Origin of the sequence: Clostridium neonatale (assembly GCF_001458595.1) — a bacterium.
Lineage (GTDB): Bacteria > Bacillota > Clostridia > Clostridiales > Clostridiaceae > Clostridium > Clostridium neonatale.
Genome location: NZ_LN890328.1, coordinates 2,392,366 through 2,413,610, shown reverse-complemented (window position 1 = coordinate 2,413,610; position 21,245 = coordinate 2,392,366). Strand labels below are relative to the sequence as shown.

19 protein-coding genes are annotated in these 21,245 nt (G+C 28.3%); 18 read left to right on the top strand and 1 reads right to left on the bottom strand.

Annotated elements, in window-relative coordinates:
* The first annotated feature begins 5 nt into the window (after window positions 1-5).
* From spoIIAA to holA, 9 genes are all read left to right on the top strand, one after another.
* The gene (gene spoIIAA / locus BN2920_RS17800; protein ID WP_058296313.1) at window positions 6-341 is read left to right on the top strand and encodes an anti-sigma F factor antagonist; all 336 of its coding nucleotides are present in this window, start codon (window positions 6-8) and stop codon (window positions 339-341) included.
* 14 nt (window positions 342-355) lie between these two features.
* Entirely contained in the window at window positions 356-787 is a 432-nt protein-coding gene (gene spoIIAB, locus BN2920_RS17795; RefSeq protein ID WP_058296312.1) for an anti-sigma F factor, read from the top strand.
* A gap of 9 nt (window positions 788-796) precedes the next feature.
* Window positions 797-1,552, top strand: a complete 756-nt coding sequence (sigF, locus tag BN2920_RS17790) for an RNA polymerase sporulation sigma factor SigF (protein WP_058296311.1) — start codon at window positions 797-799, stop codon at window positions 1,550-1,552.
* Window positions 1,553-2,303: 751 nt separating this feature from the next.
* Complete coding sequence (gene spoVAC, locus BN2920_RS17785) at window positions 2,304-2,771, top strand: stage V sporulation protein AC (protein ID WP_058296310.1); 468 nt, start codon at window positions 2,304-2,306, stop codon at window positions 2,769-2,771.
* Window positions 2,772-3,205: 434 nt separating this feature from the next.
* A complete protein-coding gene (gene spoVAD, locus BN2920_RS17780) occupies window positions 3,206-4,222 on the top strand; it encodes a stage V sporulation protein AD (RefSeq protein WP_058296309.1) in 1,017 nt (338 codons plus the stop codon).
* A gap of 17 nt (window positions 4,223-4,239) precedes the next feature.
* Window positions 4,240-4,596 (top strand): stage V sporulation protein AE, encoded by a 357-nt coding sequence (gene spoVAE / locus BN2920_RS17775; protein ID WP_058296308.1) that lies wholly within the window; start codon window positions 4,240-4,242, stop codon window positions 4,594-4,596.
* 205 nt (window positions 4,597-4,801) lie between these two features.
* A complete protein-coding gene (locus tag BN2920_RS17770; RefSeq protein WP_058296307.1) occupies window positions 4,802-7,312 on the top strand; it encodes a P-type ATPase actuator domain-containing protein in 2,511 nt (836 codons plus the stop codon).
* Window positions 7,313-7,520: 208 nt separating this feature from the next.
* Complete coding sequence (locus BN2920_RS17765) at window positions 7,521-9,047, top strand: ComEC/Rec2 family competence protein (RefSeq protein ID WP_242868411.1); 1,527 nt, start codon at window positions 7,521-7,523, stop codon at window positions 9,045-9,047.
* A gap of 58 nt (window positions 9,048-9,105) precedes the next feature.
* Window positions 9,106-10,140, top strand: a complete 1,035-nt coding sequence (holA, locus tag BN2920_RS17760; protein WP_058296306.1) for a DNA polymerase III subunit delta — start codon at window positions 9,106-9,108, stop codon at window positions 10,138-10,140.
* 79 nt (window positions 10,141-10,219) lie between these two features.
* Here the strand turns inward: holA and rpsT are convergent, their stop codons facing one another.
* On the bottom strand, window positions 10,220-10,483 hold the full coding sequence (rpsT, locus tag BN2920_RS17755) for a 30S ribosomal protein S20 (RefSeq protein WP_058296305.1): 264 nt from the start codon (window positions 10,481-10,483) through the stop codon (window positions 10,220-10,222).
* A 169-nt stretch (window positions 10,484-10,652) separates the two neighbouring features.
* Between rpsT and gpr the strand changes: the two genes are divergently transcribed.
* From gpr to dnaK, 9 genes are all read left to right on the top strand, one after another.
* Entirely contained in the window at window positions 10,653-11,633 is a 981-nt protein-coding gene (gene gpr / locus BN2920_RS17750; protein WP_058296304.1) for a GPR endopeptidase, read from the top strand.
* 191 nt (window positions 11,634-11,824) lie between these two features.
* The gene (locus BN2920_RS17745; RefSeq protein WP_374116984.1) at window positions 11,825-12,904 is read left to right on the top strand and encodes a stage II sporulation protein P; all 1,080 of its coding nucleotides are present in this window, start codon (window positions 11,825-11,827) and stop codon (window positions 12,902-12,904) included.
* A 143-nt stretch (window positions 12,905-13,047) separates the two neighbouring features.
* Complete coding sequence (locus tag BN2920_RS17740) at window positions 13,048-13,389, top strand: hypothetical protein (RefSeq protein ID WP_307993373.1); 342 nt, start codon at window positions 13,048-13,050, stop codon at window positions 13,387-13,389.
* A 380-nt stretch (window positions 13,390-13,769) separates the two neighbouring features.
* Window positions 13,770-15,575, top strand: coding sequence for a translation elongation factor 4 (gene lepA, locus BN2920_RS17735; protein ID WP_058296301.1), 1,806 nt, complete (start codon window positions 13,770-13,772; stop codon window positions 15,573-15,575).
* A 157-nt stretch (window positions 15,576-15,732) separates the two neighbouring features.
* Window positions 15,733-16,176: a tellurite resistance TerB family protein gene (locus BN2920_RS17730; RefSeq protein WP_058296300.1), complete on the top strand. Its 444-nt coding sequence runs from the start codon at window positions 15,733-15,735 to the stop codon at window positions 16,174-16,176.
* Between the two features lie 147 nt (window positions 16,177-16,323).
* Complete coding sequence (gene hemW / locus BN2920_RS17725; RefSeq protein ID WP_058296299.1) at window positions 16,324-17,451, top strand: radical SAM family heme chaperone HemW; 1,128 nt, start codon at window positions 16,324-16,326, stop codon at window positions 17,449-17,451.
* 197 nt (window positions 17,452-17,648) lie between these two features.
* The gene (gene hrcA, locus BN2920_RS17720; protein WP_058296298.1) at window positions 17,649-18,677 is read left to right on the top strand and encodes a heat-inducible transcriptional repressor HrcA; all 1,029 of its coding nucleotides are present in this window, start codon (window positions 17,649-17,651) and stop codon (window positions 18,675-18,677) included.
* Between the two features lie 42 nt (window positions 18,678-18,719).
* The gene (grpE, locus tag BN2920_RS17715; RefSeq protein ID WP_058296297.1) at window positions 18,720-19,322 is read left to right on the top strand and encodes a nucleotide exchange factor GrpE; all 603 of its coding nucleotides are present in this window, start codon (window positions 18,720-18,722) and stop codon (window positions 19,320-19,322) included.
* A 68-nt stretch (window positions 19,323-19,390) separates the two neighbouring features.
* A complete protein-coding gene (gene dnaK / locus BN2920_RS17710) occupies window positions 19,391-21,229 on the top strand; it encodes a molecular chaperone DnaK (RefSeq protein ID WP_058296296.1) in 1,839 nt (612 codons plus the stop codon).
* Window positions 21,230-21,245 lie beyond the last annotated feature (16 nt).

Sequence of the window (21,245 nt, the reverse complement as noted above, 5' to 3'; positions counted from 1 at the left end):
AAAATATGTTTTTAGATTTTAATATGCAAAGAGATATTTTAATTGTAACTTTAAAAGGAGAGCTAGATCATAATAGTGCAGAGGAAGTTAGAGTTAAAATTGATGATAAGATTGATATGAATGAAGCAAAAAATATAATTCTAGATTTTTCGGGAGTCTCATTTATGGATAGTTCCGGAATCGGAGCAGTTATGGGAAGATATAAGAAAATTTCTTATAGAGGTGGAAATCTTTTTATAAGTAATGTAAATAAAAATGTAAATAAAATTTTTGAACTTGCTGGCTTATATAAAGTTATAAAAAAATACAATACCATAGAAGAAGCAGTAGGGTGTATTTAAATGGAGGGGTTATCATGTTTGATAATAAAATGAGTTTGGAATTTATAGCTAAATCTGAGAATGAAGCATTTGCAAGAGTCGCAGTAGCAGCGTTTATTTCACAGCTAGATCCAACAATAGATGAATTGAGTGATGTAAAGACAGCAGTATCAGAAGCTGTGACTAATGCCATAATACATGGGTATGAGAATGAAAAAGATAAAATGATAAAAATAGAAACAGAAATAATAGGAAATGAAGTGATTATAGCAATTTCTGATAAGGGAAAAGGTATAGATGATATCAAACAAGCTATGGAACCGTTATATACATCTAGACCAGATCTAGAACGCTCTGGAATGGGATTCACGGTGATGGAGACATTTATGGATGAATTACATGTTGAAAGTGAGAAAGGGATTGGAACAAGGGTTGTAATTAAGAAAAAATTTAACATAGTAAGTTAGGTGAAAGATATGGGAAATGAGGATAGAAAAAGAGAGGCTTATAATTATGACCATAATCCAGAACTGCTTAATTTAGCGAAAAATGGAGATTCAGAAGCTATGAATAAATTAATAGAAATGAATCTACCGCTTGTTATGTCAATTAGTAAAAAGTTTTTAAATAGAGGATATGAGTATGAGGATATATTTCAAATTGGATCTATTGGTTTAGTTAAAGCTATTAATAATTTTAATACGGATTATAATGTTAAGTTTTCTACATATGCAGTTCCGATGATTATAGGTGAAATAAAGAGATTCCTAAGAGATGATGGAATGATTAAAGTTAGTAGAAATGTAAAAAGCTTAGCTAGAAAAATTAGCATCTATAAGGAGCAACTAAGCAAGACATTACAAAGAAGTCCAACAATTGAAGAATTAGCAGAATATGCAGGTGTAGATAAGGAAGAAATAATATTTGCTATTGAATCAGCAAATAGTCTTCAATATTTATATGATACTATACATCAGGATGATGGAGCGCCAGTTTTATTAATTGATAAGTTAAGTGAAGAAAAGAAATGTGATGATAATTTAATTGAAAGAATAGCACTTAAAGAAGCATTAAGAAGCCTAGATGAAAAGGCTAGGCAAATCATAATGCTTAGATACTTTAAAGATAAAACACAAGTTCAGGTAGCAAAGATGTTAGGAATAAGTCAAGTACAAGTATCTAGAATAGAGAAAAAGGTTCTAGCTCAGATGAAAAAAAGATTAGAAGAATAAGAAAATATGAATGTTTATAATATAAATAAGGGACGTAGAATCATAGTTTAGTGGATAACACCGAAATTCAATATATGATAGGCTCGATTGTAGGGAAATTTAAGCTAAAACTTCTAAAGACAAAGGCTGTACCCAAAACAATTTGCTCCAACAGCAAGTGTTGGACAAATAATTTTGGAACAGCCTCTGTCTAAGAAGTTAAAAGCTTAAATTTCTTAATACAATACTACGCCTATCATATATTGAATTTCTTTGTTTTTCTCTAAACCCATTATTTAATGTAATTTATATTTTGGTAAATATTCAATACCTAAAATACAGTTTTCAATCAATTATTATAACTTATGATGCTACTAATAAAAGTGCGTATTTCCTTGGTATATAATGCTTGATGATGTACAAAACTAACAAGATAGACTATCTTAGATCATCTTCATCTACTGCTGAAGATATTTCACTTTAAAAATTTCTTCTACGTTTAGAAAATAATCAAAATTTTATATTCATAGACTTATTACTTTTAAAAATTGATAAAAGATTAAATTATTTAATCTTTAACATATAGATAACTATTCATTAATTAAAAAAATATATTCATTTATAACAGAAATAATATAGATACTATGAGTTTTATTTCGGTTATCTCACTCTAAACTTTCTACATCCCTGATTTATGTTGTGGAATAATATAACATAATTAATTTTAAAAAAAATGTGAATAATAATCATATAAGAAAAAGGAGTGTGAAAAATGAGCAGCAATAGTAAAAGAAGAGAAGAACAAATAAAAAATAAATATAAGCAGATGGCTAAAGAAGCAACTCCTAAATCAGAAATATTCAAGAATTGCTTAAAAGCCTTTTTGGTTGGTGGAATTATATGTGATATTGGACAATTAATTATGAATATAATTGAAAGTTTTGGTTATCCAAAAGAACAAGTAATGAATATAGTTCCTATAATAATGGTATTTATAGGTGCAGTATTAACAGGAACTGGTATATATGGTAAAATGGCTAGTTTTGGTGGTGCTGGTACTGTAGTTCCAATTACAGGGTTTTCTAATGCAGTAGTTGCACCGGCAATAGAATTTAAAAAAGAAGGATATATTTTTGGAGTAGCAGCAAAGATGTTTACTATTGCAGGACCTGTATTAGTATATGGAATAGGTACATCTGTAATAATAGGAATAATATATTATGTTATTGGATTATTTTAAGACAATGCACAGTTCAAAATGCACAATTCATAATTTAAATAGAAAAATAATGTTTATACATTATTAAAAGCTGCTTGTGACTGTCGCGCTTACAAATTTTGATTTAAGAGAGAAAGAGTATGAATGAATAGATTATAGTTAAGAAAAAAAGATTTAAGCTTTCTAAATTTTATGTTTTGATGAAGTTTGTAGAATGTAAAATTTATAACTTTGAGATATTCACCATTTTTATATCTTCACGTTTAAAATATAAATTTTAATTTGTAACATCCACAAAAAGGAGCATACGCAAATTATTTTATGCGACAGCACCATATGCAATATTAAAATAAAGAAATCTTTTTTAGACTTCTAAATTAATTGTCACTTGTCAACTGTTAGCTATATAAAAATTGTGAATTGTGAACTTTGAATTGTATAAGGGAGTGTGAAAAATGACAATAAATAAAAGATTAGGAGAGCAGACTGTAAAATTAGAGAATCCACCTAAAATAATAGCAACACATTCAATTGTTGGACCTAAAGAAGGAGAAGGACCTCTAAGTGGATATTTTGATCAAGTTTTAAGTGATGATACTTATGGAGAAGATAGTTTTGAAAAGGCAGAAAGTCAAATGATGTTTACAGCTATTTCTGAAGCTATAAATAAAGCTCATCTTAAAGAGAAAGATATAAATTATTTGTTTTCTGGGGATTTATTAAATCAAATCATATCATCAAGTTTTGCAGCAAGGGAATTTAGTATTCCATTCTTTGGATTGTATGGAGCTTGTTCGACGATGTCAGAATCGTTAAGTTTAGCATCACTTATAATGGATGGAGGTTTTGCAAAATATGTTGTTGCAGCAACATCATCACATTTTAGTTCGGCTGAAAGACAGTTTAGATTTCCTTTAGAGTATGGTTCACAAAGACCTAAGACAGCTCAATGGACAGTTACAGGATCAGGAGCATTAGTATTAGGACACGAAGGGAATTATCCACAAATAACATATGTAACTACTGGAAAAGTAAAAGATTTTGAACAAAAAAATCCTAATAATATGGGAGCAGCTATGGCACCAGCAGCAGCAGACACTATAGCAAAGCACTTTAAGGATACAGGAAGAAAGCCTAGTGATTATGATTTTATTGCAACTGGTGATTTAGGTGTTGTAGGAAAAGAATTAGCCGATAAATTAATAGAGGAGCTTGGATATAATATAAGAGGTGTGCATATAGATTGTGGAGAAATGATTTTTGATAATGAAAAGCAAAATACTGATTCTGGCGGAAGCGGATGTGGATGCTCGGCAGTTGTATTTACAGGATATTTATATAAGAAACTGATGAAAAAAGAAATAAAAAGAGTTTTATTAGTTTCAACAGGAGCTTTAATGAGTACTACATCATCACTTCAGGGTGAAACTATACCAGGAATAGCGCATGCTGTTGCTATTGAAATGAATTGATTGAAAGGAAGATAACAATGGAATATATAAGTGCATTTGTTGTTGGGGGAATTATTTGTGTAATAGGTCAAATATTAATTGACACTACAAAATTAACTCCAGGAAGAATATTAGTAGCATTTGTAACAATAGGAGCTATTTGTGGTGCATTTGGATGGTATGATAAATTAATAGAAATTGGCGGTGCAGGAGCTACAATACCACTTCCGAGTTTTGGAAATGCTCTTGCTAAAGCAGCTATAAAAGAAGTAAAAGAAATTGGTTTTTGGGGAGCATTTACTGGTGGAATTAAAGGTGGTGCAGCAGGAATTACTGCATCTATATTCTTTGGATATTTAGCTTCTCTTATATTTAATCCAAAAACTAAAAAGTGATAGAAAAATCCAATATTATTAGTTAAGCTATAATTAAAAAGAGTGTTTTGCCTTTTTTATAGTAAAGCTTTATAATATAAATTAGTTTTGTAATAAAATACAAAAATTATATTAAAGAAGTATGTTAATATTAAAATTTTTTTATCGAAATAATTATAGTGATTTAATTTAATAATAAATATTAATTTAGGATGGTGGGGTTATTTTGGAAAGATATTGCAACAGTTCTTGGATGCAGATTGTTCAGCTTTTAAATAGTGATATTGAGATGGGGTTAAGTGAAAAGGACTGTGAAATAATAAGGAGAAGAAAAGGATCAAATAAAATTGATTTACCAGATAAAACAAAAATATATAAATACATATTAAATTCTTTAAAAGAAAAATATACTATTATAAAGATAATAATTGCAATTTTATTATTTGTTTTTCAAAAATATATACCAGGTCTTATAATCATAGGAATACTAATAAGTGATATGGGTATAAATACGTTATATTTTCTTCAAAGAGATAAGGAAGTATCAAATTTACAAAGGTTGAATTCAACTGAGACTGTGGTTATAAGAGATGGAATGGAAAAGATAATAAAAAGTGAAGAACTTGTAGTTGGAGATATTGTTCGATTTTCTAGGAATTCTTTAATACCAGCAGATATAAGAATAATAAAATCTGATCATTTAAGGGTTAATGAAAAGACTATTACTGGAGAAGATTTATTAAAAGAAAAATTTGAAAATAAAATATTAAGTGGTAACTTATCTATTTCAGATATGAAAAACTTGTTGTTCAAAGGTTCAACAGTATGTGATGGAAGTGGAATAGGTGTTGTTATTGAAGTTGGAAATTCAACTCAAATAGGAAAACTATTAGCTATGTTTAAATCAGCTAATACAAGAAAGCATAGTTTTAAAAAGATGACTACTAATATCGTAGAAAAATATTTATTGATATTCTTTATTATAATAATTTCAGTAGGAATGTTTTTTATAATATCTGGACAAGATGTAGATAAAACATTTTTTACAAAAGCATTATTTGCAATAGGTTGCATGCCATTATCTGTAGTTGCTATATTATCATATAATTTAATAATAAACCAATATGCAAAAGATGATATTGAGATTATTAATTTTTCTGTTTTTAATCTAGTGAATGATATAGACATATTATTCTTAGATAAAATAGGTGCAATAAGTAAAGAAGAGATGGTCGTTGATAGAATATATGTAAATGAAAGTATAATAGGTAAAGATGATACATATAAAAAAGAAATAACTTCTGATAGATTGCTTGAAATTTCTTTGATTTGTAATAATTCAAGTTATAATGTAGCTGAAGGTACTGGCACAGGAGATTTAGCAGAGGTTGCATTTTTAGGATATGCAGCTAGAAAGAAAGTATTTAAATCAGCTGTTGATATTAATAATACTAAATTATTTGAGATACCAATGGATCCTGATAAAAAGCTTTTTACTGTAGTTACAAATGTCAAAGGAAGATATAGAGCTAACACGCGAGGAAATTTAGATATTGTGTTAGATAAATGCACACATATTATGCTGGAAGGTATTGAAAGAGAGCTTACAGATGAAATAAGAAATAGAATAAAACTTATAGATATGAGTTTTTCTACAGAAGGTTTAATAACTCAAGGATTTGCTTATAGAAATTTTAATTATCAGCCTTCTAAATCAGAAAATATTGAAAGCAATATGGTTTTTGTAGGTATTGCAGGATTAGAAAATCCATTAATACATAATATAAAAAATGACATTAGGAATATAAAAGATAGAGGTATTGTTCCAATATTATTTACTGAGGAAAGTAAATTAAGTGCAATTACCAATTGCTTAAAATGTGAGATTATAAGAAATAAAAATCAAGTAGTAGCAGGCATAGAATTAGACTCGTTAAATCAAGATGAGTTTAAAGAGCTTGTTGGGAGAGTTAGAGTATTCTGTAGAGTTACTCCAGAAATAAAAGCAAAAATTGTTGCACTATTTGTTAAAGATGGATATAAGGTTGCGACAGTTGGAGAAAACTTAAATGATATACCTGTCTTAAACTTGGCTAATGTTGGAATTAGTAAAGGTGAAGCAACTGAGATGGTTAAAAAGATATCTGATGTTTATATTAAAGATAACTATTTAGAAGGTTTATTTAATATAAGAAAATACTCTAAAGAAATAAAAACAAACATTCAAAGAGCTTTAAAATTGTTTTTTATGACAGTATTATCAGAATTAATAATTTTATCTGGATGTTTAATTTTGGGACAAATAGGTATAATGAATTTTTGGATAATGTTAATAGTAAATGCTATAGTAATGATTCCATTATCAATTATTACAGTATTGAGATCAGGAAAAGAAGTATCAATAATTGGTATGATAATAAGGTCAATTGTAGTAAGTATAATAACATTAATTTCTATTTATAAAGTTGAACCTTCAGAAGGACAAATAATTCCTTTGATATTTCTAGGAACAGATGCTTTAATATTTACACTATTAAACAACAAAGTCTCAATAAGGAAAATATCAAATGAATTGACACTTGGAATAGTTACATTATTTATAATACTTATTTCTGCATTTTTAATAACATTTATTAATGGTATTATCATAAGAGATATAATAATAATTGAAATTATAATTTCAATAGTTATTTTGCTTACATATGAAATTTTATCAGAAAAGTGGCAAAACTCATAAATATGAGAAATATAAGAATATGGGTGAGCTAATGACTCTAAAAAAAGTAAAAGATATAGGAAATCCAATAGTATATATTTTTATCAGCTTATTAATGAGTTGTATATGCTATGGACTTAATGGTGACTATAGGGGGCTTACAATTTTTGTTGTAACCTCCTTTTTTATTATATTAATTTACAACTGCGGAATTAATTTTTCTTCTCTAATGTTGATCATTTTTATTATAGGAATTCTAATTAATGTTTCATATTATAGTATTGATGAGAAATTTAATGGAATTGTTAGAATAAAGCAAATGACTTCTTATGATATTGTTTCAACTTGTAATGGAAAAAAAATAATATTAGATGATTTAAAAGATAGTGATTTAGATGTTTCAAAAAGGTATTATATTCAAGGTAAAGCTCAAAGCAATACAGATAAGTCAAAAGGAATTGTAGGAGAAGTTTTAGTAGAAAAGTGTATTCCAATAGAAGATGATTGGATTACAAACATATATAAAATGAAATACAATGTTTATGAATTATTGAAAGAGAATCTAGGACAAAGAAAATCAGCATTAATATCATCTATCTCTTTTGGATATAAAGAATATTTGGATGAAGAAGATGAAAATGATATGAAAAACTTTGGAATAATACATAGTATTAGTGTGTCTGGATTACATGTAGCAATAGTTTACGCATTTATTAAAAAAGTAACAGGAAATAAGTTGGGGCTTTTAGGAACTATTTTATATGTAATTTTAACAGGTAGTGAGTATTCTTGTATAAGGGCATTCATAATGCTGGCAGCTGTAGAAGGAGCAGATATTTTTCAAAGAAATAATAATTCATTATCATCTATAAGCTTGTCGGGGATTATAATCTTAATGCTATCTCCATATTCTGCTTTTGAAATATCATTCCAGTTATCATTCTTGGCAACTATAGGGATAATATTATATAATAAAAAGCTGAATAATTTACTATATAAACTTCAGAAAAATTTGAGAGAGACAGTGAGTATAACGTTAAGTGCACAAATTTTAACTACACCCTATTTAATGGTTATATTTAATGATTTTTCTCTAAACTTTATAATAGGAAATATATTTTTATTACCATTTGTCAATGCTATTGTAATACTTGGAAATCTTTTGATATTAACATATTCATGCGTACCAGTATTTGATTTTATTTGTTATTTAATGCTGAAACTAGTGAATATTTTTGATTACATGGTGAATATATTTGAGAATATTACCCTACCTATGTTTTACAGTAATGATTATGTAGCGTTTTTTTATTGTATTTTACTATTTTGCTTTTATTTTTATCGAAAGGGATATAAGAAATTCATATATCTACCAGTTATATCTATGATAATTATAATAATACAGATTTATAGTCCGTTGCCATATATAGAGTATTATAGAGAAGGGGCAATAGTGTTTAGTCATATGGGGAGGAATATATTAATCACCAATAAAAATCCAATAGATATTAAAAGACTTTCAAAGATATCACATGCAACACATTTATATAGAGATGTAGATGAAATATATATAGAAGACATATGCAATATTAAATCTAAAGGTCAAAATTATATTTTATATGTTAATGATGAAAAATATTTTTTAAAAATGACCATGAATAAATATGAGTCTGAAGATTGTGATATAATAAATTTTAAAGACGGTAAGGTGAAAAAAATTATAATCTTTCAGGATCAGATATATAGGATATTTTAAAAGATTATACACTTATTAATGATATATAAACTGTGAAGATAGAATGAGAGGAAATAAAGTGATTAATTATGAATTTTATGAGCAAGAAATTGAGAAAGGCAATATAAAAAATGGATATGTATTTTGTGGATTAGATGAAGAGTTAATTAAAGATGGAGTAAATCTTGTTGTAAAAAAAACAGTTGAAAAAGAATTAGAAGAATTAAATTTGATAAAAATAGATGGAATGAATACAACGTTTGATGACATATTTAATGCATGTGAGACTATGCCGTTTATGAGTGAGAAAAAAGTGGTTATCATTTATAGAGCTAATTTTCTTCAAGAAAAAAGTGATTCATCAGGAACAAAAATATATAATGAAATAAAAAAATATATAGAAGATTTGCCACCCTATACAATTTTAATAATGTACTATTTATTTAAAGATAAAAGAGATAAGCCTAATAAAAATAAAAAGTTAACTCAATTAGGTAAAAATTTATCAGTAGTTTTTTGTGATAAGTTAAAGAGAGACAGGTACATAAAAAAAGTTAATGAAGTTTTTAAAGAAAGAGATAAAGGAATAGGAAGGACAGAATTAAGTTATTTTTGTGAGAAAGTTCAAAATAACTTTGATATAATAAAAAGAGAAGTGGATAAATTAATATCATATACAGATGGACGTGAGATAAAGAAAAATGATATTGATTTGCTAATTACAAATAGTAATGAAGATGATGTATTTGACTTGGTTGAACTTATAGCGCAAAGGAAGATAGATAGAGCAATAGACATAATGAAAGATATTTTATATAAATCTGATCAGCATATGTTAATGATTACGGCTATAGAAAGACATTTTTATCGTTTATATGAAATTAAGATTGGGCTTATAAGTGGAAAAAAAGTTGATGATTTTGTTTCGAAATTCAGAATTCCTCAATTCGTATGTGAAAAACTAATAATTCAAAGTAAAAGTTTTTCTGAAAAACAGTTGATGGAGTTAATTAAACTTTGTGTTAGAACAGAAAAAAAATTAAAATCTACAGGTTTTGATAAAGATATGGAAATGGAATTTTTATTAATAAATACTTTAACAGTGCCTAAATAGATAAAGGAATTGGATAAACCGATTCCTTTAACTTTGCTTTTGAACAGAAAAATACCCACCATTAAAGGTGGGTTATAGATTATGCCATTGCATTTAATGTTGCAGCTAATCTTGATTTCTTTCTAGCAGCCATATTCTTATGGATTACTCCTTTAGAAGCAGCCATATCTAATGACTTAGTAACAGATGTAAATAAAGCTTTTGCGTCTTCAACGTTTTTAGCTTCAACTGCAGCTTCAAACTTCTTTATAGTAGTTTTTAAAGCTGATTTAATCATTCTGTTGTTTAAAGTCTTAGTTTCGATAACTTTAATTCTCTTTTTTGCTGATTTAATATTTGCCATTCTTCATTCACCCCCTTAAATTTTTATAGGGTCTCTGCAGTTTTTGGGGAAATCTGCGTACGAGTTCATATTCAACAAACTTTATTATAGCACCGAAAGTTATGTAATTCAAGTATTAAATTTAAAAGAGAGAGGAAAAATAGAATGATTATATTTGTGAGGTGATGTTATGATAAATGTAAGAACAGATTTAGCTTTAGAGGCTAGAGAAATATATAAGCAAAAAAATAATAATAATGAAATTGAAGGAATAGAAGTAATAAATGAAAAGCAGGATGAAGTAAATATAACAACAGTAAAAGTAAAAAATGAAGAAGGAGCTCAAAAAATAGGAAAACCTGTAGGAAGTTATATTACAATTGATATACCAGATTTCACAGCTTATGACGGAGAAACTATGGATAAAGTAGCACAAGTCGTTGGAAAATCATTATCGAGATTGGTGGATATAGACTATACAAAAAATGCTTTAGTTATAGGTCTTGGAAACTGGCATGTAACACCTGATGCGTTAGGACCAAAAGTAGCAGAAAAAATTATGGTAACACGTCACTTAAAATCAGTAATGCCAGAAGTTATGGATGACAGTGTAAGACCAGTATCTTCAATAGCCCCAGGAGTACTTGGGATAACTGGAATAGAAACTGTTGAAATAATTAAAGGGCTTGTAGAAAAAACTAAGCCAGAGCTTGTAATATGTATTGATGCATTAGCAGCAAGAAGAGTTGAAAGAGTTAATAGAACAATACAAATTGGTGATACAGGAATATCACCAGGAGCTGGTGTTGGAAATAATAGAAAACAGATAAATGAAGAAAACTTAGGCGTTAAGGTTATAGCTATAGGAGTTCCAACTGTGGTAGATGCTGTTACAATTGCAAATGATACAATTGATCTAGTATTAGATTCATTGATAAACTCTACTCAGTCTGGTAGCGAGTTCTATAATATGCTAAAAAATTTAGATAGAAATGAGAAACAATCATTAATAAAAGAAGTATTATATTCTAAATTACTTGGAGATATGTTTGTTACGCCTAAGGATATAGATTTAGTGATAGATTCTCTTTCTAAAATAATAGCCGATGGTATAAATATAGCCCTCCAGCCCAATATGGATATGGATGATATAAATAAATTTATGCACTAATAAAAAGAGCGGCTATGCCGCAATTCGGAACTTATCACTAATAAAAAGAGCGGCTATGCCACAATTCGGATCTTTTACACTGATAAAAATGGTGAGAAGCAGCCATTAAATTCTTCTCACTAATAAATATTTTATAGAATAATTATGTAAATTACCTAATATACATATAAAAGAGTTCAATGAAAATTGAGGTGTTTTATATGAACCAATTAGGAAAAAAAAGAATTAAACAAAAGAATATTAAAACGAATGAAGTATCAAACATACTGATAATAGTTTTGTTAACTATTACAACGATATCTTTTGTTAGGGTTTACGAAGTATTAAAAAATAATAATGAAAGAGGCGCTTTTGCATATGTGCAGTTATTGAATTTTGGGATGCCAATTATAGAAAATCAAATTTATGATGAAGGTAATTATGCTGAAAATAGAATTTCATTAAAATATATACTTATGGAAGCAACAGGGATTAATAACTTTACTTCTAGAAATATAATTAATAAAGAGATAAGTTTATTTAACATATTTTCTACTGATTCAGTTGAAAGTAAACAAAGACTTACATTTGATTCTTATAAAATAAATGAAGATAGTATATCAAAAATAAATTTGAATGAATCTACAATAGGAGACCAAATTTATAACGCTGCGTTAAAGAAAACTCTTAATGCATCTAAACCAGAAATATTGATTTATCATACTCATACCCATGAAAACTATTCTCAAGAAGAGCCGGACAGCATAAATGAGGAAACAAATGTAGTTGGTGTAGGGGATGTGTTAGCTAAAGAATTGGAAGAAAAATATGGTATATCAGTGATACATGATAAGACAGATCACTGTATATCATATAATGACAGCTATGCCAGATCAAGTGAGACAGTAGACAAATATCTAAATAAATATGGAGATTTTAGGCTTATAATAGATCTTCATAGAGATTCTATTACAAATAAAAGTATTACTACAACTGAGATTTATGGAAAGAGTGCAGCAAGAATGGCTCTTGTTACGGCCCAAAATAGCGAGAGATATGAGAAAAATAAAGAGATTACAGAAAAGATTTTTAATAAAACAAAAGAGTTATTTCCAACATTACCGAGGGAAATAACTACTTATCCGAGGGGAAAAAACGCATTTAATCAAAGTAAAAGTGACAATAGTGTACTCTTAGAAATAGGGTCACATTATAATACTCCACAGGAATCACAGGTAACAGCTGAATGCATGGCAAGAGTTATTGCTGAGATTTTAAATGGTAATAATTAGGATGAAATGTCTGATAAAATTAAGCTATATTCTTTTTAATAAGATATTAGCTTAATTTTTTTGTATAGCGTTTTTTAATATGGAAATAATATTAGATAAATTTTCTTTTAACGTATGTTAATTTTAACGAGGAGATGAAATATATGAAAAAGAAGTACATTACTAGAAAAGTTATGCCTTCAATTATAATTTTATTTTTAATGATGAGCGGAATAATATCTATAAATATAAAAAATACAAGTTCTTTATCGCCACTTGGAAATACCAATGAAAACTACCAATTGGTAAGTGAAGAATTTGGCGAAGATTTTTCAAACTTTATAAAAGATAACTCATTTTTAAAAATATATAAAGAAGATAGTGATATTTTAGTAAGGATAGGTGAAAATAATTTTAGAATAACTAATCAGTCTAATATTACAAAACAAGTAGAAATCTTAGTTAATAATGTTAGAGAGAAGATTAATACCGTTATAAAAGATTAATATAAAGATATTTAAAATAAATAGTTGAATAAATAATAAATTGCCTTAAAATAATAATAAGTATAAAACTTATAGCCTTTTTAAAGGTAGGTATGATATAATTTAGCTGATTTAATTAAACGGGGGTGAGAAAACCAATACAATTGACAGTTAACAGTTAGCAGATCACAGTTAAAAATTTTGATAATATTTTAAATAATATAGAAGATTAAAAAAATTAATAAATAGTTTATTAATTTTAAATCTTATGAAAAAGGTATTATAAAAAATATCTTAAAGAAATTAAAAAGTAATTTCATCATTATAAAATTGTGAATTGCCAGTTTGTGTGCCATAAAAGGTATAAACTATTAATTGTGAATTGATTAAGGTTTATTTATATGAAAAGTGAAAGACAAAAATATATCCGAAATTTTTCAATAGTAGCTCATATTGATCATGGTAAGTCAACCCTTGCAGATAGATTACTTGAAACTACTGGAACCTTAACTGAAAGGGAAATGCAGGAACAAGTTCTAGATAATATGGAGATAGAAAAAGAAAGAGGAATTACAATAAAATCACAAGCAGCAAGACTTGTATATAGAAGAGATGACGGACAGGAATACATTCTTAATTTAATTGATACTCCAGGTCATGTGGACTTTAATTATGAAGTTTCAAGAAGTTTAGCAGCATGTGAGGGCGCATTGTTAGTAGTTGATGCAACACAAGGTATTCAAGCACAAACATTAGCTAACTGCTATTTAGCATTAGATAATGATCTTGAGATTGCACCAGTAATAAATAAAATAGATTTACCATCTGCAAGACCTGATGAAGTAAAACAAGAGATTGAAGATGTTATTGGAATAGATGCAGAAGAAGCACCAATGATTTCAGCAAAAACTGGTTTAAATATAAAAGATGTATTAGAATCAGTAGTTAAAAATATTCCAGCGCCAGAAGGCGATGAAGAGGCACCTCTTAAAGCATTGATTTTCGATTCTTACTATGATAGTTACAAGGGCGTTGTATGTATAGTAAGAATTAAGGATGGAAAGATAAAAATTGGTGATAAAATTAAATTAATGGCCAGTAATAAAGTATATGATGTTACTGAAGTTGGAGTATTTACACCAGGAGTGCTTCCAATAAAGGAACTTAGCGCAGGTGATGTTGGATATGTAACTGCATCAATAAAAAATGTAAGAGATGCAAGAGTTGGAGATACAATAACTGAAGCAGCAAGACCAACAGACAAAGCACTTCCTGGATATAAGCCAGCTATTCCTATGGTTTATTCAGGAATATATCCAGTTGATGGAGCTAAATATGATGAGTTAAAAGAAGCATTGGAAAAATTACAGATAAATGATGCAGCCCTTAATTTTGAGCCAGAAACATCAGTTGCTTTAGGATTTGGTTTTAGATGTGGATTTTTAGGGTTATTGCATATGGAAATAATTCAAGAACGTGTTGAAAGAGAATTCAATCTAGATATAATTACAACTGCACCATCAGTTATATATAAAGTTATAAAAACAGATGGAGAAATGTTAGAAATAACCAATCCAACTAATTTACCTCCTATGACTGAAATAGACTATATGGAAGAACCTGTAGTTAAAGCATCTATTATAACTCCAAAAGAGTATGTTGGAGCTGTAATGGAGTTATGTCAGGATCGTAGAGGAACATATATTGACATGCAATATATAGAAGAAACTAGGGCTGTTGTAAATTATGATATACCTTTAAATGAGATAATATATGATTTCTTTGACACATTAAAATCTAGAACTAGAGGATATGCATCTCTAGATTATGAAATGAAGGGATATACTACAACCAAGTTGGTTAAATTAGATATCTTATTAAATGGAGATGTAGTTGATGCACTGTCTATGATAGTACCAGATGAAAGAGCATATCATAAGGGAAGAGCGATAGCAGAAAAGCTAAAAGAAATCATTCCAAGACAATTATTTGAAATTCCTATTCAGGCAGCTGTGGGATCTAAAATTATAGCAAGAGAAACAGTAAAAGCTATGAGAAAAGATGTATTAGCTAAATGTTATGGTGGAGATATTTCACGAAAGAAGAAACTTCTTGAAAAGCAAAAAGAAGGTAAAAAGAGAATGAGACAGGTAGGATCTGTTGAAGTTCCACAAGAAGCATTTATGTCAGTCTTGAAAGTAGATTAATATATTTAAATAAAATTATGCACAATGAATATTTGTAAATGCAAAAAAGCTATTTATAAAATGTTTATTGTGCATTAAAATTAATATAGGAATTAAAATTTGTATATATTTAATTAAAATGGATAATAACAGGTATATGTAAAAGGAGGATGAATATATGTTTTTAAATGAATTAAAAAAGGATGAGGGGATAGCATTTATCAAATTAGTAAAGCAGCTTGCAAATATAGATGAAACTTTTTCTAAGGAAGAAAAGGACCTATATATTGATTATCTAAAGGAATTGAATTTAAAAGAATCCGATATAAATGATTCAAAGATTGAAGATGTATTTACATTATTAAGTGGATCAAATGACAGGTCTAAAGAGATTATCTATTTTGAACTAGTAGGATTAGCACTTATTGATGGAGAATATGAAGAAAAAGAAGTTGAGTTCTTGGAAAAAGTAGGAAATGAATTGAATATAGCTCGTAGTAAGAAAATAGCATTTGCAAACTATTTTTATAATTTTATTGATGTTTATAATTTCTCTGTAGTGGACTCGGACAGTAAAATTGAATTATTAAAGGAACAAGCAGAAAAACTTATAGCCAAGTAGCTTATTTTAGAAATATGATACATGTTTATTTTTTATATAGAAATAAACATGTATTTTTTATTATATGATATCATCTATGTGATATAGATTAAAATAATAAATATAAGAGACTATAATTAATATATTCAAATATTTGGAGGAGTTATTATGAAAGAAATAGCGTTATATGTCCATATACCTTTTTGCAAACAAAAATGTATGTATTGTGATTTTCCTTCTTATTCAGGAAAAGAAAAATATATAGATGTGTATGTGGAAGCATTAAATAAAGAAATATTAGAAAAAGCAGAAGGATATACCATAAGAAGTATATTTATTGGCGGCGGAACTCCATCATATCTTGATGAAAAAGCCTTAAAAAGTTTACTTGAAACATTGAACGAGTTGAAATTTAAAGAAGATATTGAATTTACCATTGAATGTAATCCGGGAACTCTAACAAAAGAAAAATTAATGATAATGAAAACTCATAATGTAAATAGACTTAGTATTGGTTTACAATCAACTAACAATTCTTTACTAAAAGATATAGGAAGAATCCATACATATGAAATATTTAAAAAGAATTTTTTATTAGCAAGACAACTAGGTTTTGACAATATTAATGTAGATTTGATGTTTGGTCTGCCGAATCAAAACCTAGAAGAGTGGAAAAATACATTATTAGAAATAATTAAATTAAATCCAGACCATATATCCGCATATAGTCTAATAATAGAAGAAGGTACATGTTTTTATAAACTATATAATTCTAATAAACTTAATCTTCCTGATGAAGATACTGAAAGGAAAATGTATAAAATCACAAAAGAAATATTAAGTAAGAATAATTATAAGCAATATGAAATATCAAATTACGCTAAAGAAGATAGAGAATGTTTCCACAATAAAATTTATTGGAAATGTGAAGATTACTTAGGCGTAGGAGTTTCAGCAAGTTCTTTTATAGATAATGCTAGATTTAAGAATATTGATAATATAGAAGAATATATAAAAAATATAAATGAAGAGAAAAGTGTTGAAGAAGAAGTTCATACAAATACTTTAGAAGATAGTATGGAAGAATTTGTGTTTATGGGACTTAGAATGATTAATGGAATAAATATTTGTGAATTTAAGGAAAGATTTAATAGAAATATATATGATGTGTATGCAGAGGTAATAAAAAAACATATGGATGAAGAATTATTAGCTAATGAAAAGGGGAATATATATTTGACTTCTAAAGGAATTGAGTTAAGTAATTATGTTATGAGTGATTTTATATTAACATAACAGTCTTAAATACATACGATAGAAAATCAGAGAAAAAAGCAGAAAGTTAAAGATAACATGGGAAAATCTAATAAATATAAGCTATAATTAATATTTTTAAAAATAAACAGGATTGACAAAAAAGTTAAGAAAGAATATATTAAAACCATAGTCATTAGCACTCGATGATGACGAGTGCTAACAAAAGAGGTGAGATTATGAGGATTGATGATAGAAAAATAAAAATACTTCAAGCTATTATCAATGATTATATTCGTACTGGAGATCCTGTAGGATCAAGAACTCTTGCTAAAAATTATGATTTAGGAATTGGTTCTGCGACAATAAGAAATGAAATGTCAGATCTTGAAGCTATGGGATATCTAGAGCAACCTCATACTTCAGCGGGAAGAATTCCATCAAGTAAGGGCTATAGGCTATATGTTGATAAACTCATGGATAGCCAAAGGCTTACAGCAGAAGAAGATCTAAGAATAAAGCAATATATTATAGATTCTGCAATGCTTGAAGTTGATAAGGTAGTAAGGCAAACAAGTGCTTTATTATCAGAATTAACAAATTTGACATGTATTATTGAGGCTCCATCAGTTAAAAAGAGTTTTATAAAATCAATACAGCTTATAAGAGTTGATGAGAACAGTCTAGTAACTATATTTTTAACAGATACAGGTCTTATAAAGAATCATGTAATGAAATTAAATAAGATGCCAACTTTAGCTGCATTAAATAAAATTAATGAGGTATTAAATAATAGATTGGTTAATCTTTCTATAGCAGAAATAAACCTTGAAGTAATAAATAATCTTAAAAAGGATTTGGTTGAATATGAAGAAATATTTAATGCAATATTACCAAGCCTATATGAGACATTAAATGATGCTGATTCATCAGAAGTATTCATGGATGGCGCAACAAATATATTTAATTATCCAGAATATCATGATATAGATAAAGCAAAGGAATTACTTTCATTATTAAGTGATAAGCAAGCTGTTATGGAATTATTTAATCCGCAAGATGACATTACTATAAGTATTGGAGAAGAAAACTATAAACCTCAGGCTAAAGAATGCAGCATAATATCAGCTGAATATTCTTTTGGAAATAGACCAATAGGAAAAATTGGACTTATTGGACCAAGACGAATAAATTATTCAAAAGTAATAGCTATAATGAGTGAAGTTGTTAAAGAACTTAATAATATATTAAATGATCATGTTAAATAAAATCTAGATTTTATATATCAGAGACGAGGTGTGCTTAAACTAATGGAAAATAATAAAGATTTAAAAAATGAAGAAATTAAAGAAGAAAATTTAAATGAAGAAGTAAATGAAGACACTGAATTAAAAGATGAGGAAGTAATGGAGAATACTGCTGAAAATACAAATGAGGTTGAAGAAGAGGATGAACTTAACATGACCAAGAAACTTAAAGAAGAAAATAAGAAAATGCAAGAGGAATTAGATCTAACTAAAGACAGATTGCTTAGATTGACAGCTGAATATGATAACTATAGAAAGAGAACAACAAAAGAAAAAGAAAGCATATATGCAGATGCATATATAGATGTAATAAAGGAAATCCTTCCTGTAATAGATAATCTAGAAAGAGCTATGGCAGCAGAAGGAAATGTAGATGATCTTAAAAAAGGTGTTGAAATGACAATGAAGGGTTGTCAAGATGCATTTGTTAAACTTGGCGTTGAAGAGATTGATGCAAGTGGCGAATTTGATCCAAACTTCCACAATGCAGTTATGCATATAGAAGATGAAGGCTTAGATAAAAATGTAATAGCTGAAGTCTTCCAAAAAGGATATAAAAAAGGTGAAAAAATAATAAGACATACAATGGTAAAAGTAGCTAATTAATATAATTAAACATATACAGAAATTAAAAATGAAGAAAATAAACTATTTAGTTTTAGGAGGAATATATCATGGGAAAAATTATAGGTATTGATTTAGGAACTACAAATTCATGTGTAGCAGTTATGGAAGGTGGAGAACCAGTAGTTATTGCTAACTCAGAAGGCGCTAGAACTACTCCATCAGTAGTATCATTCCAAGCAGATGGGTCAAGACTTGTGGGTCAAGTTGCGAAAAGACAATCAATAACTAATCCAGACAAAACAGTTATATCAATAAAGAGACATATGGGAACTAATTATAAAGTTAATATAGATGGAAAAGATTATTCACCACAAGAAATTTCAGCTATGGTTCTTCAAAAAATTAAAGCTGATGCAGAAGCTTATTTAGGTGAAACTGTATCTCAAGCAGTTATAACAGTTCCTGCTTACTTTAATGATAGCGAAAGACAAGCGACTAAAGATGCAGGTAAAATAGCAGGACTTGAAGTATTAAGAATAATCAACGAGCCAACAGCAGCATCTCTTGCTTATGGATTAGATAAAACTGATTCAGCACACAAGATTTTAGTTTACGACTTAGGTGGTGGTACTTTCGACGTATCTATCCTAGATTTAGGTGATGGAGTATTTGAAGTATTATCTACAAATGGTGATACAAAGCTTGGTGGAGATGACTTTGATGAAAAAATTATGAAGTATATAGCTGATGATTTCAAAGCAGCAAATGGAATTGATTTAATGCAGGATAAAATGGCTCTTCAAAGATTAAAAGAAGCTGCCGAAAAAGCTAAGATTGAATTATCATCTTCAACTCAAACAAATATAAACTTACCATTCATCACTGCGGATAGCACTGGTCCAAAGCATATAGATATGACATTAACAAGAGCTAAGTTTAATGAAATTACTCATGATTTAGTTCAAAGAAGTATCGAACCAATGAAAAAAGCTTTAGCTGATGCTAAACTTTCATTAAGTGATATAGATAAAATAATATTAGTTGGAGGATCTACAAGAATTCCAGCTGTTGTTGAAGCAGTTAAGAACTTTACAGGAAAAGAACCTTCAAAAGGAGTTAACCCAGATGAATGTGTTGCAGTTGGTGCTGCTATACAAGCTGGAGTACTTACAGGAGAAGTTAAAGATGTAGTATTACTTGATGTTACTCCATTAACACTTGGTATTGAAACAGCTGGTGGAATAGCTACTCCATTAATAGAAAGAAATACAACTATTCCAACAAAGAAGAGTCAAGTATTCTCAACTTATGCTGATAACCAAACTTCAGTTGAAATCAATGTAGTTCAAGGTGAAAGACAAATGGCTGTAGATAACAAGTCATTAGGTAGATTTACACTTTCAGGAATAGCACCAGCTCCAAGAGGAATTCCTCAAATAGAAGTTACATTTGATATAGATGCAAATGGTATTGTTAAAGTGTCTGCTTTAGATAAAGGAACTGGAAAAGAAGCAAATATAACAATTACAGCTTCAACTAACTTAAGTGATGATGAAGTAGATAAGGCTGTAAAAGAAGCAGAAAAATTTGCAGAAGAAGATAAAAAAAGAAAAGAAAAGATAGAGGTTGCAAATAATGCTGATCAAACAATCTATCAATTAGAAAAAACATTAAGTGAAATTGGTGACAAGGCTACTGAAGATGAAAAGAAAGCAGTTCAAGATAAACTTGATGAACTTAAGAAGGTTAAAGATGGAGAAGATGTAGAAGCAATTAAGGCTGCTATAGAAGCTGCTAATCAAGCATTTTATCCAATAGCTGCTAAAATGTATCAACAAGATCCAACAGCTGCAGGAATGGATCCAAATGCAGCTGGAGCACAGCAAAGTGCACCACATGATGACAATGTTGTAGATGCAGATTTTAAAGTAGATGAAGATAAATAGTATTAAGTTATTAAAA